A 15244-nucleotide genomic window follows, 5' to 3' on the forward strand; every position below is an offset into this window, starting at 1 on the left:
TATGCCATTAGTGCCGGTAAAGCAGGACGTTCACCATCATATTTTTATGGTGAAGGATATTTTCCACAGCAGCATGCCCCCAACTGTCGTAGCTCATCATAAATACCTGCTTGAGGCTTTCTGCGTGCGTAGATTTCTCGTAGTGTTCCTTTTTCGCCACCGGGGAGTAATTGCTTAGCTTTGAGTTATTGCTATGGCTAATGAGGCAAAGGTTGCCAAAATTATCGACCCCGTTTTCCAGACCTTGGGATCTCTCAAGCGGAAGTTCATCGTTCATCGGATGCTGCGGTGAATAATGCTCAACTGAGGTACGGAAGGTAAACGTAAAATTATCCAGTCGCTTTTCGATGTACTGCATATCGACTCCTGCAAACTGCCGTTTGTTCTTAAGGTTTAGCCACAGCAGGTAATCCAGGCGGTTAAAGATATAGTTCTGCACCCCTGTACCATTATGCAGTGGCGTCTCGACAAAGTGGGTTGGGAAGCAAACCGGAGCGTTTTCCATCTCGTCAAAGTCATAAAGTTGCTCGCCAGGCGTCTCGGTAATACGGTCGAGTAAAAAGTGGTTGGCCATATTTTCGAGATAATTGAGGTAGTCCCGACCATTAATATTCATCTGGCCGGGTTCTGCGTATTTATCCAGCCAGTACAGGGCACCATTCAGCCAGTATTTATAAATTTGCGCAGGAAACGATACGTGGAACATCGACAGCAACATGATTGCATTCTGGTTGATCGGGATATTTCGCTCCCTCAACGAAGCTTTTTCTGCCGGAGCGAACGTGCTGGTATAGCTGAAACTTTTTTCATAGCGAGTCAGTGCTTTCAAACTCCAGTCATCATCGTTTTCACGTTTGATAATATAGCGGTCAAACAGCATCCGACATTTTAGCAGTCGCATGATGAATTGCCGCGGGTCCGGATCGCTGGTGGTAAAGGTGTCCAGCAAACGCTTATCGTCCAGTGGCGTATTGCGCTCCATCAGACGGAGTACCTGCAACAGGAAGTTAGGGAAAGTAATCACCGAACCGAAATTACCGGGATGCTCTTCATCAGTCTTGCTGCTTATTGCCGCCTCCGGAAGAGAGCCTTTAGGATGCCGAATGATGTCGTGCAGTGTCCGGCTTTCTTCTGGTGTCTTTACCTTGAGACTGGCGTGTAGAAGGTCATCAAAATCTTGCGGGATAACATTCCATTTATGACCAAACCATCGATCGCGTATTGAGTGGTGTACGCTCAGAGGCACATATCGCTGCATATTGGCACACGCATCCCAGACCGTGGCAAACGCAATTCGCTCAAGTTCACTGGCGCTGGAGTCGAGCTTATCCATCAGGCGGGCTTTCAGGATCTCGTGCTTTTCAAGCTGTTCCCCACGGTTATTCATAATCTCAAAGTAGTGATTTAAATCAGTGTCCGCAGGCACTGTGACGCGTAAAACCACAACATTTTCCAGCAGATAGCGCAGAAACGCGGGGCGGTCAATGTCCATTTTCCTGATGAAACTGACCATAATCTTCCAGGCCCGCCAGACTGTCGACTCTACAACGTTTTCATCACCGGGAACGCAGCCATGCTCAAATAAACTGCTCAGCGTGGCGTCGGATTTGTCACGGCAGTCAAAATGCAGGTTAATGTTGGTGATGTCCGGTAACGCCAGATCAAAGGCATGTTTGAGCACCGCCAGCAAAATGCTCAGCGTGGTGTGTCGCTGCTGACCATCGATCGTTTCATAGCGATCCAGTCCTCGTTGCGCCACCACCAGGCTACCGATGAAGTAGTGATTATCGCCACGGTTTTGCCGGGCCACGTCCCAGATATCCTGGATTAATTGCTCGATCTCTTCCTGGCCCCAGGCGTAATTACGCTGATAGATAGGAATGGTGTAATGGCCGCTGCGAAAAAGTTGACTGACCGTTAATGCCGCCACGTCCTGTTGTTCAGATGTCTTGTTTAACATAGCCTTTCTCTTTTAGCGCGTTGACGAGCAGGTCAATTTTTGTGCCTTTGATATCATTTTGATGAAGCTTCGGAACCAGATAATTCAGAACATCGCCGGGGGAGTGGGCTAGCTTTATTTTGCGTAATAACCCTTGCCGACTGAGTGCCGCATTTTCAATGGTTTCAACGGTGATTCGGTGATATTGCAGACGAAGCCGGTAGCACCAGGCAAAACAGATCTCCGCTGCTTTATCCAGATACGCGTCGCCAAACCGGTCGAAATAGTAAAGCAGAGCACAGTTGAAGAGATTTCGAACGTAGCGGTCTCCGATTCGGGTTACACCTTCGTATCTGGAAAGAAGGCGCAGCAGTTCCGGGACCGGGGATTTTTTTTCATTAAACAGCGAATCGTAGAGCGTTCCGTAGTAATCGATATACTCGAAGAAGCGTTTTCCGTTAATCAGGTGCTGATCAATCTGGAAGGGAAACGCTTTTTGCTGATGACCTGCCTGTTGCTCAGAATGATCGCGGTTAAATTTTTCCACCAGTTCATCTAACGTGCGCAAACTGGTGGTGTAGCGCCAGGTATTTTTATTGGCTGAAATACCCTTAAAAATATGGATTTGGCTTTTGGTCAGTACATGGCCGGGTTCACCGTTTGTCCAGCAGCGTAGGGGGAAAAGGGTTTTGCTCATCAGCGTATCCAGGGTCGGACGCGTAGATAATGTGTCTTTTGGGCTGACGTTATCTTCCCAGTTTTTAACGCAATGTTGCCGCTCATCCTGACTGTTGCTCTCCATTTCACGCAGGTGAAAGGCTTTCAGTAGATCGTAGGCTTCGAGTGGCTTACCGCGGGCATTTTGCGAATCAAAAAACTGAAAAGCTTCACTCAAATTATCCAGCGTCACGCAAATCAGTTCACAGCTATTGAGCAGATAGTGATAAATATTTTGCTGCTCTTCGGGAGTTAGCTGGCTCAACCGACGGTGAATGAGCTCGGCATTTTTTTCGATGTTTCGCTGAGTAATGTTGTTGTTGAAAGTATGCCGGAGGAGTGAGGGAGAACAATATTGTTGTTGGTCATCAAGAAGGGTACACAGAATACTGAGAGTGAGTAATCGCTGCTGGCCATCAACAATTTCCTCTACGGGGCTATCGTTTCGGGGTTTATAGGACACAATGGTTCCCAAGCGATAACGCGTTTGATGCCGGTGCTGAATAATGTCATCGAGGAGTTGATTGACGTGAAACTCACGCCACTTATAGGGGCGCTGGTAATCAGGTATAGAAAGAGATTTTTCCAGAGCCTCTTTTACGGTGATTATATTTTTGCTCAGAATAGACATATAAAAAACGGCAAGTATAAGGCGGTATAATAGTGTGTTTTGGCAGTGTAATTGATATTGACTGCAATGGGAATCATCTGATAACTATGGATTTTGAGGCATTGAATTACGCGTTGGATCAGGCCGCACTACTCCTCCATCGCAATATGGATCGCCTCGCCCATTTTTTTCAGCGCATCACGGTTTTTGTCGTTTGGCGGCAACGCCACGTTAATCCGCAGGCAGTTGCGATATTTCCCGGATGCGGAAAACAATGACCCGGCCGCGGCCTGGATTTTCAGGCGGCACAGCTGCTTACTCACGCAGACCATGTCAACTTTTTCCGGCAGCTCCACCCACAGTAAAAAGCTTCCCTGTGGGCGCGTCACGCAAATTTCCGTCGGGAAAAACTGCCGCACCCAGCAGGTGTATGTTTCCATATTTTGCTGATAAATCTGGCGCATCCGCCGTACATGCCGGTGGTAATGCCCGTCACGGATAAACGCCGCCACCGCCATCTGCGTGCCCGGCACGTTAAAGCCGCCCGCGGCATATTTCATGTGCATCACCCGGTCGTAATAGCGCCCCGGCACAATCCAGCCCACGCGCAGCCCCGGTGCCACGGTTTTGGTAAACGAGCTGCACAGCAACACGCGGCCATCAATATCAAATGAGTGGATCGTTCGCGGACGTGGGTATTCCGCTGCCAGCTCGCCGTAAATATCATCCTCAACAATCGCGATATCGTGGCGTTGAGCCAGCGCCAGTACCTGGCGTTTTCGCGCCTCCGGCATAATAAATCCCAGCGGATTATTGCAGTTGGGCACCAGGATCACCGCCTTGATTGGCCACTGTTCAAGCGCCAGTTCAAGGGCTTCAATGCTGATCCCCGTTTCAGGATCGGTCGGGATTTCAACGGCCTTGATGTCATACCCGCGCAGCATCTGCATGGTGCCGTGAAACGACGGGGACTCCACCGCCACGATGTCTCCCGGTTTGCACACCGAGAGCAGGGCAATCGACAGCGCGCCGTGGCAACCGTTGGTGATCACAATCTCGTTGGGGGCAACGGTTGAACCACCGTCAAGCATCAGGCGGGCAATCTGTTCGCGCAGTTCAAACCGCCCGTCCAGCACGTCGTAGCTCAGCACATCGGTGGGGTTGTGTTGCACAATGCGGCTCATTTCCCGCCACAGCGGTTTCAGGCTCGGCTGGTTCAGGTCCGGCGAGCCGCCACCAAAAGAGATCATCTCTTTGTCGGCACGTGCGTCCAGCAGCATCATCACTTCATCCCACTGGGTGACATCTACCGGGCGCTGCACCGGGCGGGTCATCGCCGGAACGGGCGGCTGGGCCTTGCGCTGAGAAACAAAATAACCGGAACGTGGCTGCGGGGTAATGAGGTGAAGATTTTCGAGGATCTGATAAGCCTGCTGTATGGTGCTGATACTGACGCCGTGTTCCTGGCTCAGGGCACGCACTGACGGCAAACGCTCGCCGCTGCGATACAGCCCTTGTTCAATACGTTCAGCCAGAATATTGGCCAGATGTTGATAGCGCGTCATGCTGTATCCTCTTTTTACACCATACAGATTGTCAAACCAGTACAGATCGCCGCAAAAAACGTCATGCAGATTCTGTTTTAGCGGATCTGTATGTTAAATAAAAGTTGTTTTTGAGTCTGTATTGCATACACCGATTTCCACGATGATAACCCCACTGGCACAGCGAGGAGAGCATCATGGAATTTCACGAGAATCGTTCAAAAAGTCCGTTTATTGCGTTTGTCTGGATCTGGAAGACGGTGAAGAACTGGTATCGCGTCAACCGTACACGCCGCATTCTGAGCCGCATGAGTGATGAACAGCTCAAGGACGTTGGGTTGTCGCGGTTTGATGTGTAGATTGTGGGCCGGGTAAGGCGCAGCCGCCACCCGGCGATTTTAACGCAGTAGTTCAAGCGTCTGCTGTTTTGGCCCTTCCAGCAAATCCAGCGCTTCCTGATACGTCCGCACATTGTTATAGCCCATCACCAGCCCGTAGCGTTTGCCCGACCCGCGATACCACTCGGAAAGTGCATTCACCTGGAGCTGATGCCGTTGCCAGCAGCGCGCCACTTCGCGGTCGCTGCTGCCTTTGGATAAAAACGCCACGATGTGCATCCCGCCGTCGTTCTGCTCGGTGAAAAACAGATCGCCGTACACCTCCCGCAAGGCGGCGATCATCCAGTCGCGGCGGGTCTGATACAGCGCGCGCATCTTTTTGAGATGGCGGAAAAAATGCCCCTCGTTCAGGAATGCGGTCAGGATTTTTTGCGTGAGTACCGGCTGGCCGCTGGTCACGATGTCCGCGCAGTCGGTAAATGCCGCCACGGTGCTGGCGGGCATCACCACGTAGCCCATACGCAGCGACGGCATAATGGTTTTACTGAAGGTGCCCATAAAGATCACCCGGTCGTGCTGGTCGAGGCTTTTCAGCGATGGCAACACCTTGCGGGTATAGTGAAACTCACCGTCATAATCATCTTCGATGATCCACGCCGCATTCTGGCTTGCCCAGTCGAGTAGCTGCTGTTTACGCGGCAGAGAGAGTGTGACCGCGAGCGGGCTCTGGTGCGACGGCGTGACGATGGCAAAACGGGCATCGTGATGGTGACGCAGCAGGTATCCGGTATCCATGCCCGAACGATCGACCGGCACGGTGTGCAGGCGCGGGACGATGCGTTTGAGCAGCTGTTGCCCCATAAAATAGCCCGGGTCTTCAAACACCACTTTGTCGCTGCGGCTGGCAAGCGTATCGAGGATCAGGCGCAGGCTGCCGCTATAGCCACTGGTGATCAGCACCTGTTCGGCGGTGCAGGACAGCCCACGCGAGATATTCAGGTAACGGGCAATCGCCTGGCGCAGCGGATACCAGCCCAGGACCGGCGGGTTGAGCATCTCTTCCTGGCGCATGGAACGGGTGGCCTGGCCTGCGAGCAGCAGCCATTTTTTGTACGGAAAACTGTCGAGCGCCGGAATGCCCGGGCGTAAAAATCCGCTGCGTTCACGCTGGCTAATCAGTGATTCCGGGAGCGAGCCGGTGGCCTGTTCCGCAGGCGCGTCGTAACCGGGTAACAGCAGGTCGGGGTTTACCCGCGTGCCGCGCGCGCCCTGGCTGACCAGATACCCTTCTCCGGTGAGAATGGCATATGCCGTTTCAACCGTTTTGCGCGCCACTTTCAGCTCTTCGGCCAGCACGCGGATCGCGGGCACTTTGTCGCCGGGTTTCAGCACGCCGCGCGTAATGTTGTCGCGATAGCGGGTATAGATATCGTGATAGCCCGGCTTCATGTCCTACCTCTTTTTATGATTTTTGTATCTTTTTACTATGTCATGAACGGCGTAAATTTACCTCATCGCATTACCTGTGCCGTACACAAAAGAGGAAAGACTATGAGCACTCGCGTTAACCACCATAAAGCTACACCTGCACTCGCAAAAGCGCTGTCCGACCTGAGCATGGAAGTGGCGAAAACCTCCATCGACCCGGCGCTGAAACACCTGATTGATATTCGTGTTTCTCAGCTGAACGGCTGTACGTTCTGCCTGGACATGCACTCGAAAGAGGCCAAAATTGCCGGCGAGCGTGAGCTGCGCCTGTACCATCTGGCCGCGTGGCGCGAATCCCCGCTGTTCAGCGCCCGTGAAAAAGCCGCCCTGGCGTTTACCGAAGCGCTGACCCAGATTGGTGTTCACGGCGTGAGTGATGCCCTGTACCGCAGCGTGGCGGAGCATTTCTCCGATGTTGAAATTTCAGAGCTGAACTTCGCGATTGTGGCCATCAACGCCTGGAACCGTCTGGGGATCACGTCCCGCATGGAGCCCGGCTCGCTGGATGTGGCGTATGGTCTGAATAAGGCTAACCTGGAGTAAATCCACGTTCGCGTACGAGGGCGACGAAAGCCCGCAGCCCGGGCGGGACATGGCGGTGCCCGGGGTAGTAAAGACGCAGTCCGGCAAAGGGCTGCGTCCAGTCTTCCAGCACGCTCACCAGTTCCCCGCTTTCCAGCTCCTGCCGGATATAGAGTTCCGGTAAAAATCCTACTCCCAACCCGGCCTTCACGGCGCGTATTGATGCGAACAGATCGGATGTGGCAAAGCGCGGCGGAACCGCCAGGGCATACTGCTCACCACGGCGCTCCAGCTCCCAGCGATACAGCCCGCCGTGGGACATCCTCATGCCAATCCCCTGATGATGCAGCAGATCGTCGGGCGTTTGTGGAATGCCGTAACGGGCAAAGTGGTCAGGCGTGGCGACGATCAGCTGGCGGATGTCTGGCGTGAGTGCCACCGCCACCATGTCCTGCGGCACCGATTCCGCCAGGCGGATCCCGGCGTCGTAACCTTCGGCCACGATGTCGATCATCCGTGCTTCGCTGACCGTTTCGACGCGCATTTTCGGGTAACGCTGCATATACGCAATCAGCAGATTATCCAGAAACAGCGGGCCAATATTATTGGGAACGTTCAGGCGCAGCGTACCGGCAGGGTCGTCGTTATCGCTGTGGATCTCTTCGCTGGCCTGGCGGATCTCCTGAAGCGCAGGCCCCACGCGCGCCACAAACCGCTGCCCGGCATCGGTGAGCGCCACGCTGCGGGTGGTGCGGTTAAACAGGCGTGTTTGCAGGCGGCTTTCCAGCCCGGCCACCGCATTGCTCACCGCCGTGGCCGACATGCCCAACTCCTGAGCGGCAGCCCGAAAGCCTCCGCGGCGTACCACGGCCAGTACCACTTCCAGCTCAGTAAGTCCTGAACGGTGCATAGATTATCCTGATTATCGAAACAACCCTTGCAGCATAGCGTGGATTATCGAAACGGAAAAGCGTGCCAGACTGTGTTCACACAGCCTGAGGAGGCCTTATGCGTCACATCGAACAGATCTTTATCAACGGTGAATTTGTCACCCCACACGGTACTGAGCGTTTTGATTTGTACAATCCGGCGACGGCACAGGTGATTGGCCAGGTGCGTCTGGCGGATGAAGTTGACGCGGCGCGTGCCATTGCAGCCGCCAGAGCGGCGTTCCCGGCGTGGGCAAAAACCACCCGGCAGGAGCGTATTGCGGCGCTGAAACGGATGCACGCGGCGGTTGCTGCCCGCCACGACGAGCTGCTGGAGGCCATTATTGAGGAGTACGGCGCGCCGTCGTCGCGTTCGGCGTGGATGGCCAGTTATCCGGCGGAGGTTATTGCCCAGGCTATCGATGCGCTGGAGTCCTTTGCATTTACGACCACGGCAGGTGCAGCCAGGGTGCAGATGACGCCGCTTGGCGTTGCCGGGCTGATCACTCCGTGGAACAGCGACGCTGGTTTTATCTGCGGCAAACTGGCGGCCGCACTGGCGGCGGGTTGCACTGCAGTTATCAAACCCAGCGAGATGAGCGCCCTGCAAACCCAGATTATCACCGAGGCATTGCGTGATGCCGGGTTGCCGCCAGGGGTGTTTAACATTGTGACCGGGCGCGGCGACACCGTAGGCGAGACGATCAGCCGCCATCCGGATGTGGCGAAAATCTCCTTTACCGGTTCCACTCACACCGGAAAAGCCATTCTGCGTAATGCCGCGGAAAGCTTTAAGCGTGTGACGCTGGAGTTAGGCGGCAAATCGCCGACGATCATGCTCGATGATGTCGATTTAGCTCAGGTAGTTCCGCTGGTGATTCAGGCGGGTTTCATGAACAGCGGGCAGGCCTGCGTTGCCGGAACCCGTATTCTGGTGCCGCAGTCGCGTAAAGCCGAGATGGAACAGGCTCTGGCGCAGGCTGTTGCGGCGGTGCGGTCTGGCGACCCGCGTGACAGCGCCACCGAGGTGGGGCCGATGGTCAGCGAAAAGCAGTGGCAGCGCGTTCAGGGATACATCCGCAAAGGGACCGAAGAGGGCGCGCGCCTGCTGGCGGGCGGTGAAGGGCGTCCGGAAGGTACGCAGGATGGCTGGTTTGTCCGTCCAACGCTGTTTGCCGATGTGAATAACCAGATGGCGATTGCCCGCGAAGAGATCTTCGGCCCGGTGCTGTGCGTGATCCCCTATCGCGATGAAGCAGAGGCGATCGCCATTGCGAACGATACCGACTATGGCCTGAGCGCGCTGGTGCTGGGCAGCGATGCCGGGCGTGCGCAGCGCGTGGCGCAGCAAATCCAGTCCGGTCGGGTGCTGGTCAATACGCTCGCCCATGAACCAAAAGCCCCGTTCGGTGGGTTTAAACACTCCGGCGTGGGCCGCGAGATGGGGACGTGGGGGATCAGTGCGTTTATGGAGCCGAAGTCGATCCTGAGCTAAAACCTGCCCGGTGGCGCTACGCTTACCGGGCCTACATGAGCCCGTAGGCCGGATAAGCGCAGAGCCATCCGGCACAACACTTCGCTCCTTACCGAAGCATTGTGCTTTTTCTTCCTGCATTCTCTCCTCACCCTTACAACGGAGAGACACTCATGATTGCAGTCCTTTTTGAAGCCAAAGCGGAGCCTCATCATCAGGCGCGCTACCTGCAGCTTGCCGCCGAACTGAAGCCTTTGCTGGCCGATGTCGACGGATTTATCGATATCGAACGTTTCCAGAGCCTGACCACTGAGGGCAAAATTCTGTCTCTTTCCTGGTGGCGGGATGAAGAGGCCATCCGCAACTGGAATCACAACGAGTTGCATCTGGCCGCACAGGCGGAGGGGCGGGCGTCGATTTTTGCCTTCTACCGCATTCGCGTGGCGCAGGTGGTGCGGGAATATTCCTCCGAAACCAGAGGGCACGCTGATGTATGACATTCACGTGATTTTCGATAATACCCCCGGTGAACTGGCGCGATTCGGGCAACTGCTCGGGCGTAATGGCGTGGGGCTGGAGGGGGGCGGGGTGTTTGGCGTTGACGCACATTTTCTGGTGGAAGAGGGGGAGAAAGCCCGGCGCGTCTTGCTGGCTGCCGGGTTCAGGGTGCAGGCGGTAACAAAACCGCTGATCCGTAAGCTAAAACAGGAGCGCCCGGGGGAGCTGGGCGAGATTGCCTCCGCGCTGGCAGTGCATGGCGTGTCTATCCTTACTCAGTACAGCGACCACGCGAATCACCTCATTCTGCTGACGGATAATGATAAGCTGGCCGCAGAGATAACCGAACCCTGGGCTGCCGATGTTAAAGACCCAAGTACCCGCCGATAACAGCGCTGAACTGGAGCAAGCCATTGCGGCCGTGGCGGCGGCGATGGCCGATCCGTCGCGGGTAAAAATGCTGTGCGCATTGATGGACGGGCGGGCATGGACGGCCACCGAGCTGAGCACGGCGGCAGATGTTGCACCGTCGACCGCCAGCGGGCACCTCGCCCGGCTGGTGGAAGGAAGGCTGATTACCTGCTTGTCTCAGGGCAGGCATCGCTATTATCGCCTTGCCGGGCACGACGTGGCAGCGCTGGTCGAGCAGATGATGGGGCTTTCCTGGAGTCGCATTACGCCGCCAGAAACTACAGCGCCAAAAGCCATGCGCGAAGCCCGCACCTGTTACGACCATCTTGCCGGAACGGTGGCGGTGCAGATCTATGATTTTATGCAGGCAGAAGGCTGGCTGGAGGCAGACGGTTCAGCACTCACGCTGTATGGCCGGGAGCAGTTCCTGAAACTCGGCATTCTGTTAAGTGCTCATCCCCGTCGCAAGGCCTGCTGCGCCTGTCTGGACTGGAGCGAACGGCGGTTCCATCTGGGTGGTGAAGCCGGTGCAGCGCTGCTTGCGCATCTGGAAAGCAAAGGCTGGATCCAGCGGGTGACGGGGTATAGAGAGGTGGTTGTGACTGCGGCGGGCAGGCAAGCCGTTAAGCGGCATTTTAGTCGCTAAAATGCACGCTGGCGCACGGCTTACCTGCCTGCCTTATTAATCCCAGTTGCCATAGGGATAGGTTTTGCCTTTGATAAACGCCTGCGTTTCGGGGAGGAAAGTATAGGTGCCCCCCGGGACGACATAGTCCTTGCAGAGGGTCAGGTCCTTGCCGGAGCGGGTCGTCAGTTTCAGTGGCTTAACAGGCAGGCTGGGGCGTCCGGCAACGTCTGAAAGCCAGATTTTGACTTTGCCGCCGGGAGAGAGGCCAAACACCATTCTGTTGTACCAGACGGTATCGCCGTACCAGGTATGATCGGCAGGCGTTTTCATTCGCAGCCAGGTGTCCGGTCCGAATATTACGCTGGTTTCGTAGGCCTGCTGGTCAATATAGGAATCCCAGCAGAAGACGATGTACTGCGGGGGCTTGTTAACTTTGTTGAACTGATCGCCAAAGCCATGTGCGCTTTCTGCCCATTTATCGACGGAATCCGGGGCGGGGGAGGCCTGGTCAAGTGTATTAAAGGTATACAGGTAACCATCCGTGTCGATCACCCTGGCGTGCTGTACGCCTGAGGGCAGCTCACTGGGTGTGATAAAAGCGAAAATCCACTTGCCATAAGGCAGCGTCCAGTCACCACTGGCGGCCTGATTTGACTGCAACGGGTGGGGTTTATGTGGGCTACAGCCTGTAGCGACCAACAGCAATGTAAGTGCCATCATTTTTTTCATTTTCATGCCTGTTAATCCCAGTTGCCATAGGGATAGGTTTTGCCTTTGATAAACGCCTGCGTTTCAGGGAGGAAGGTGAAGCTGCCCCCCGGGACGACATAGTCCTTACAGAGGGTCAGGTCCTTGCCGGAGCGGGTCGTCAGTTTCAGTGGCTTAACAGGCAGACTGGGGCGTCCGGCGACATCAGAAAACCAGATTTTGACTTTGCCGCCGGGAGAGAGGCCAAACACCATACTGTCGTACCAGACAGTATCGCCATACCAGGTATGAGTGGCAGGCGTTTTCATTCGCAGCCAGGTGTCGGGGCCGAACACCACGCTGGTTTCGTAGGTTTGCTGGTCAATATAGGAATCCCAGCAGAAAACAATGTACTGCGGGGGTTTTTTGACTTTGTTGAAAACAACGCTACCGCCAAAGGTCACATCAGTCCATTTATCCACGGATTCGGAGTCGGGAGACGTCGTGTCAAGTGTGTTAAAGGTATACAGATAGCCATCCGTGTCTATTACGCGAGCATGAAGCGCTTCTGCCGGTAGTTCATAGGGGGTGATAAAAGAAAAATTCCACTCTCCATACGGCAGCGTCCAGTCACCACTAGCGGCCTGTTTTGACTGCAACGGGTGGGGTTGGTGTGGGCTGCAGCTTGCGGTCGTCATTAGCAGGGCAAGCATCAGTACATTGCGTTTTTTCATCGTTTCTTTCCGTCCATGTTGTAAATCGTTCTGTTCCAGTTCTCGTCCGGCCGGTTAACAAAACCGACGATTTCTGATGCTGACGCGCCACCCCGCAATTCACCGGAGGGTTTTAGCTCAACGGCGTTCCAGTGGGCTGAGCAGTGGATGTATCGCCCGGCAATCCAGTTCACTTCTTCCGGGGTAAAACCGTTTACGTTTCTGTGCTGGCGCGCCGCTCTGCCCATTTCCCGGGCGTGGTCGGATAACGGCTTTAGGTCTTCAGGCAGGGTGTGTCTTTGCGTTTTATCAACGTCGGCCAGCACTGCCCCGGCTTCAGCCGCCGCATCGGCCATGACCCGCAGCGCCACCTTCGACCAGTCAAAAAAGACCGTCCGGTGGCGCAGCGTCAGGGCGGCAAAGGTGCGCTTCTGTGGCTGGCTGTACCGGTCAGGCGGGGCGAAATCATCCTCCCAGACGTCCGGGGTGATAGCACTGGTACGAATGATGGGCCTGATGGCCGGTGAGTCCTCCAGCACACGCAGCTGCGCCATTGTTTGCTGGTAAACGTGAGACTGTACGCCGGGTTGATTGTGAGGCAGGGTTTCCACCAGCGGACGGGTGAGAAAGAGGTCTTCCCGCAGTTGAGGCAGATAACCGCCGCCGATATCGGAGTGGGCGCCGGGGAGAGTCAGTTCCGGCCAGGCGGGGGCCACGCTGTTAAGGGCGAAGTTATAGCGGCATTCGTGCTGGGCGGTGATGTGAAACACCTTCTGCGCCACGCCGGGACGCAGGCGGATGTCGACGTTGCCGGTATCGGCGCTGTGCGGATTGAGGCCATTTGCTACCGTGCCGACGGCTGCTACGGTATCCATAATGCCGAGGAAGCGGGTGTTACCTGCGGGAGCTCCGCGATAGCTAATTTTACCCATACCCGCTGAAATGGCATTAATGATGTCCTGGTCTTTTGACTGGATCCGGTTGGCAAAATGTCGTGCTGCTGCTGCGCCGCGGCTGAAACCGAAAATATCAAATAACAGCGTATCGACAATAATCTTTCCTTCAAGTTGTACCAGTGCAGTTTTTATAGAAGCTGCCAGTCGTGCCACCGCGTCGTCAGTTTTAGCAATGATACCGGTCTCTGCCGTGCCCAACCCAAGTCCTACTGGGTTATCGGGTTCACCCGCTCTGGTACCAATTCCTTCAACATATAGTCTGTTTTGCACGTAACTACTGTCCGGCGGAAATTGCCATTTATATAACTCATTCAACCAGTGAATATTTGTGTAATACCCCAGATAGCTGCCCGCTCCGATCCCACGAATACCCATCTTCTCTGATACATTTCTGGCGAGAATGGTTTCTGCATCCAGGCTATTAATATCAAAGTGCTGCGCCGTCAGGGTTTCAAGCATGTTCCTGGTGTTTACCGCGTTATTGCCGGTGCCGTCGAAGAATATTCCCAGCACCAGCGTCACTTTGCGCTCTGGCAGCTCTTCGGGGAGTAGGGTCTTCTGCACCACCGGAAAAAGACGGCTGTAATTTTCCGGCGTCAGCAGGTAATCAAACTCCGTACCGGCGATAAGATGGCGGCTCAGAATATAATCGTAATCCACCGATATATATTCATAGTCTAAATCGTTCATCTGCGAATGCAGCTGTATGGAACGTATTGTCGCGCCGCGAAGTTCAATAAGATAATATTTCTCCAGTCGACCGTATTGATTGGTCCGGTAAATATCAAACGTCATATTAAGACGTTCATTATTATTAATGGCATTGCTGAGTAATGGCGAGCTTTTATCCAGGAGCTTGCAAAATTGCAGACCGCAGTGATGAAGGCGGCCTCCGACACCGCCCGCCTCCTGCGCCAGGCTGAAGACGAAGATTTCATCTTCATGGCTCTGTTGATAGCGGTTACCGACAGAGGCCAGTGAACTACAACCTGAGGAAATCTGCCCCTGAATATCACCCTCAAGCGTTAGGTAAATTAGATGGCTCATTCTTTTGTTTCGGTTTTTTATTTTGGGGGAATAAGCGTAACGATAAAAAAAGAGAATAAAGCTGTTGCTTGTCAAAATATGAAGTATTTACACAATATTATTTTAACGTTACGCGAACCCTTAATTTTGGAAATAATGTTATTCAGATAGTCATCGTTTTTATAAAACTATCCAGACTTGCTCGCTTTGGCAATTCTTGCTCTTTCGCGCCTTGTTTCTTGATACTTACCCTGATAACTATTATCTTGCCCCTGTCAGATGAGAGGACTCCCCTATGAGTGAAGACGATCTGTTTAGCCGCCGGCCAATGGGCATGAGAATGGCGATGATCGTGCGTCAGTGGCGCGCGGTGATTGACGATGCCATCCTCGATACCGGGTTAACCCAGTCGAGCTGGACGGTGATGATGCAGCTTCAGCAACTGGGGGATAACGTCTCTGTCAGCGAGCTGGCGGAAGTGCAGGGTATTGAACTGCCGCCCCTGATGCGCACGCTCACGCAGCTGGAAAAGCAGGGCTATCTGCTGCGCACCACATCGCCTTATGACAAGCGCATCCGGCTGTTAACGCTGACACCTGAGGGCAAGGCTATCCTGAAAACGCTTACTCAGGTGATAGAAACCTTTCAGGCCCGCGTCTCGCAAAACATCGCACCTGAACATATCGAGATTTTCAGCGCCACTTTGAATCAAATCGCCTGCAATTTGCGGACAATCCGCGAAGAAGATAACAAGACTGAATAAC

At 54.4% G+C, this 15244-nt stretch carries 15 protein-coding genes; 7 read left to right on the forward strand and 8 right to left on the reverse strand.

Features of this window, described 5'->3' with window-relative positions; genetic code table 11:
* Nucleotides 1-7: 7 nt before the first annotated feature.
* The 3 genes from N1249_RS02610 to N1249_RS02620 form a co-directional block, all read right to left on the reverse strand.
* Nucleotides 8-1960 carry a DUF262 domain-containing HNH endonuclease family protein gene (locus N1249_RS02610; RefSeq protein WP_259834289.1) on the reverse strand — a complete coding sequence of 651 codons (1953 nt, stop codon included), beginning with the start codon at nt 1958-1960 and terminating at the stop codon, nt 8-10.
* Nucleotides 1941-3287 carry a DUF262 domain-containing protein gene (locus N1249_RS02615; RefSeq protein ID WP_259834290.1) on the reverse strand — a complete coding sequence of 449 codons (1347 nt, stop codon included), beginning with the start codon at nt 3285-3287 and terminating at the stop codon, nt 1941-1943. Before N1249_RS02615 ends, N1249_RS02610 begins: the two co-directional genes overlap by 20 nt.
* Before the next feature lie 128 nt (nt 3288-3415).
* Nucleotides 3416-4831, reverse strand: a complete 1416-nt coding sequence (locus N1249_RS02620; protein WP_259834291.1) for a PLP-dependent aminotransferase family protein — start codon at nt 4829-4831, stop codon at nt 3416-3418.
* A 176-nt stretch (nt 4832-5007) separates the two neighbouring features.
* On the opposite strand from N1249_RS02620, the gene N1249_RS02625 reads away from it, so the two are divergent.
* On the forward strand, nt 5008-5169 hold the full coding sequence (locus N1249_RS02625) for a DUF1127 domain-containing protein (protein WP_259834293.1): 162 nt from the start codon (nt 5008-5010) through the stop codon (nt 5167-5169).
* 39 nt (nt 5170-5208) lie between these two features.
* Here N1249_RS02625 and N1249_RS02630 read toward each other — a convergent pair whose 3' ends face one another.
* Nucleotides 5209-6597, reverse strand: coding sequence for a PLP-dependent aminotransferase family protein (locus tag N1249_RS02630; protein ID WP_259834295.1), 1389 nt, complete (start codon nt 6595-6597; stop codon nt 5209-5211).
* A 102-nt stretch (nt 6598-6699) separates the two neighbouring features.
* Between N1249_RS02630 and N1249_RS02635 the strand changes: the two genes are divergently transcribed.
* Complete coding sequence (locus N1249_RS02635; protein ID WP_014068724.1) at nt 6700-7179, forward strand: carboxymuconolactone decarboxylase family protein; 480 nt, start codon at nt 6700-6702, stop codon at nt 7177-7179.
* Here the strand turns inward: N1249_RS02635 and N1249_RS02640 are convergent.
* Nucleotides 7166-8068 carry a LysR family transcriptional regulator gene (locus tag N1249_RS02640; protein WP_259834297.1) on the reverse strand — a complete coding sequence of 301 codons (903 nt, stop codon included), beginning with the start codon at nt 8066-8068 and terminating at the stop codon, nt 7166-7168. The two genes, N1249_RS02635 and N1249_RS02640, sit on opposite strands and share 14 nt — an antisense overlap.
* 98 nt (nt 8069-8166) lie before the next feature.
* Between N1249_RS02640 and N1249_RS02645 the strand changes: the two genes are divergently transcribed.
* The 4 genes from N1249_RS02645 to N1249_RS02660 all read left to right on the forward strand — a co-directional run bounded on the left by N1249_RS02645 (nt 8167) and on the right by N1249_RS02660 (nt 11116).
* Nucleotides 8167-9582 carry an aldehyde dehydrogenase family protein gene (locus N1249_RS02645; RefSeq protein ID WP_259834298.1) on the forward strand — a complete coding sequence of 472 codons (1416 nt, stop codon included), beginning with the start codon at nt 8167-8169 and terminating at the stop codon, nt 9580-9582.
* A gap of 152 nt (nt 9583-9734) precedes the next feature.
* Complete coding sequence (locus tag N1249_RS02650) at nt 9735-10058, forward strand: antibiotic biosynthesis monooxygenase (RefSeq protein ID WP_259834300.1); 324 nt, start codon at nt 9735-9737, stop codon at nt 10056-10058.
* Nucleotides 10051-10449: an amino acid-binding protein gene (locus N1249_RS02655; protein ID WP_259834303.1), complete on the forward strand. Its 399-nt coding sequence runs from the start codon at nt 10051-10053 to the stop codon at nt 10447-10449. The genes N1249_RS02650 and N1249_RS02655 overlap by 8 nt, the downstream gene beginning before the upstream one ends.
* Nucleotides 10421-11116: a helix-turn-helix transcriptional regulator gene (locus N1249_RS02660; RefSeq protein WP_259834305.1), complete on the forward strand. Its 696-nt coding sequence runs from the start codon at nt 10421-10423 to the stop codon at nt 11114-11116. Before N1249_RS02655 ends, N1249_RS02660 begins: the two co-directional genes overlap by 29 nt.
* Before the next feature lie 36 nt (nt 11117-11152).
* On the opposite strand, the gene N1249_RS02665 is transcribed toward N1249_RS02660, so the two are convergent.
* The 3 genes from N1249_RS02665 to tssD are packed head-to-tail and all read right to left on the reverse strand — an operon-like array spanning nt 11153 to nt 14501.
* A complete protein-coding gene (locus N1249_RS02665) occupies nt 11153-11833 on the reverse strand; it encodes a DUF2931 family protein (RefSeq protein WP_259834308.1) in 681 nt (226 codons plus the stop codon).
* 5 nt (nt 11834-11838) lie between these two features.
* Nucleotides 11839-12519 carry a DUF2931 family protein gene (locus N1249_RS02670; protein WP_259834309.1) on the reverse strand — a complete coding sequence of 227 codons (681 nt, stop codon included), beginning with the start codon at nt 12517-12519 and terminating at the stop codon, nt 11839-11841.
* Nucleotides 12516-14501 carry a type VI secretion system tube protein TssD gene (gene tssD / locus N1249_RS02675; protein WP_259834311.1) on the reverse strand — a complete coding sequence of 662 codons (1986 nt, stop codon included), beginning with the start codon at nt 14499-14501 and terminating at the stop codon, nt 12516-12518. Before tssD ends, N1249_RS02670 begins: the two co-directional genes overlap by 4 nt.
* 274 nt (nt 14502-14775) lie before the next feature.
* Between tssD and N1249_RS02680 the strand changes: the two genes are divergently transcribed.
* Nucleotides 14776-15243 carry a MarR family winged helix-turn-helix transcriptional regulator gene (locus N1249_RS02680; RefSeq protein WP_259834313.1) on the forward strand — a complete coding sequence of 156 codons (468 nt, stop codon included), beginning with the start codon at nt 14776-14778 and terminating at the stop codon, nt 15241-15243.
* Nucleotide 15244: the final 1 nt, after the last annotated feature.

The organism is Enterobacter sp. CP102 (assembly GCF_025152625.1).
GTDB lineage: Bacteria > Pseudomonadota > Gammaproteobacteria > Enterobacterales > Enterobacteriaceae > Enterobacter > Enterobacter soli.

Coding starts and splice junctions, on each gene's coding strand:
- N1249_RS02680 (WP_259834313.1), top strand. CDS start 14,776: ATGAGTGAAGACGATCTGTTTAGCCGCCGGCCAATGGGCATGAGAATG.
- N1249_RS02665 (WP_259834308.1), bottom strand. CDS start 11,833: ATGAAAATGAAAAAAATGATGGCACTTACATTGCTGTTGGTCGCTACA.
- N1249_RS02670 (WP_259834309.1), bottom strand. CDS start 12,519: ATGAAAAAACGCAATGTACTGATGCTTGCCCTGCTAATGACGACCGCA.
- N1249_RS02615 (WP_259834290.1), bottom strand. CDS start 3,287: ATGTCTATTCTGAGCAAAAATATAATCACCGTAAAAGAGGCTCTGGAA.
- N1249_RS02660 (WP_259834305.1), top strand. CDS start 10,421: ATGTTAAAGACCCAAGTACCCGCCGATAACAGCGCTGAACTGGAGCAA.
- N1249_RS02640 (WP_259834297.1), bottom strand. CDS start 8,068: ATGCACCGTTCAGGACTTACTGAGCTGGAAGTGGTACTGGCCGTGGTA.
- N1249_RS02630 (WP_259834295.1), bottom strand. CDS start 6,597: ATGAAGCCGGGCTATCACGATATCTATACCCGCTATCGCGACAACATT.
- N1249_RS02650 (WP_259834300.1), top strand. CDS start 9,735: ATGATTGCAGTCCTTTTTGAAGCCAAAGCGGAGCCTCATCATCAGGCG.
- N1249_RS02655 (WP_259834303.1), top strand. CDS start 10,051: ATGTATGACATTCACGTGATTTTCGATAATACCCCCGGTGAACTGGCG.
- N1249_RS02620 (WP_259834291.1), bottom strand. CDS start 4,831: ATGACGCGCTATCAACATCTGGCCAATATTCTGGCTGAACGTATTGAA.
- N1249_RS02625 (WP_259834293.1), top strand. CDS start 5,008: ATGGAATTTCACGAGAATCGTTCAAAAAGTCCGTTTATTGCGTTTGTC.
- N1249_RS02610 (WP_259834289.1), bottom strand. CDS start 1,960: ATGTTAAACAAGACATCTGAACAACAGGACGTGGCGGCATTAACGGTC.
- tssD (WP_259834311.1), bottom strand. CDS start 14,501: ATGAGCCATCTAATTTACCTAACGCTTGAGGGTGATATTCAGGGGCAG.
- N1249_RS02645 (WP_259834298.1), top strand. CDS start 8,167: ATGCGTCACATCGAACAGATCTTTATCAACGGTGAATTTGTCACCCCA.
- N1249_RS02635 (WP_014068724.1), top strand. CDS start 6,700: ATGAGCACTCGCGTTAACCACCATAAAGCTACACCTGCACTCGCAAAA.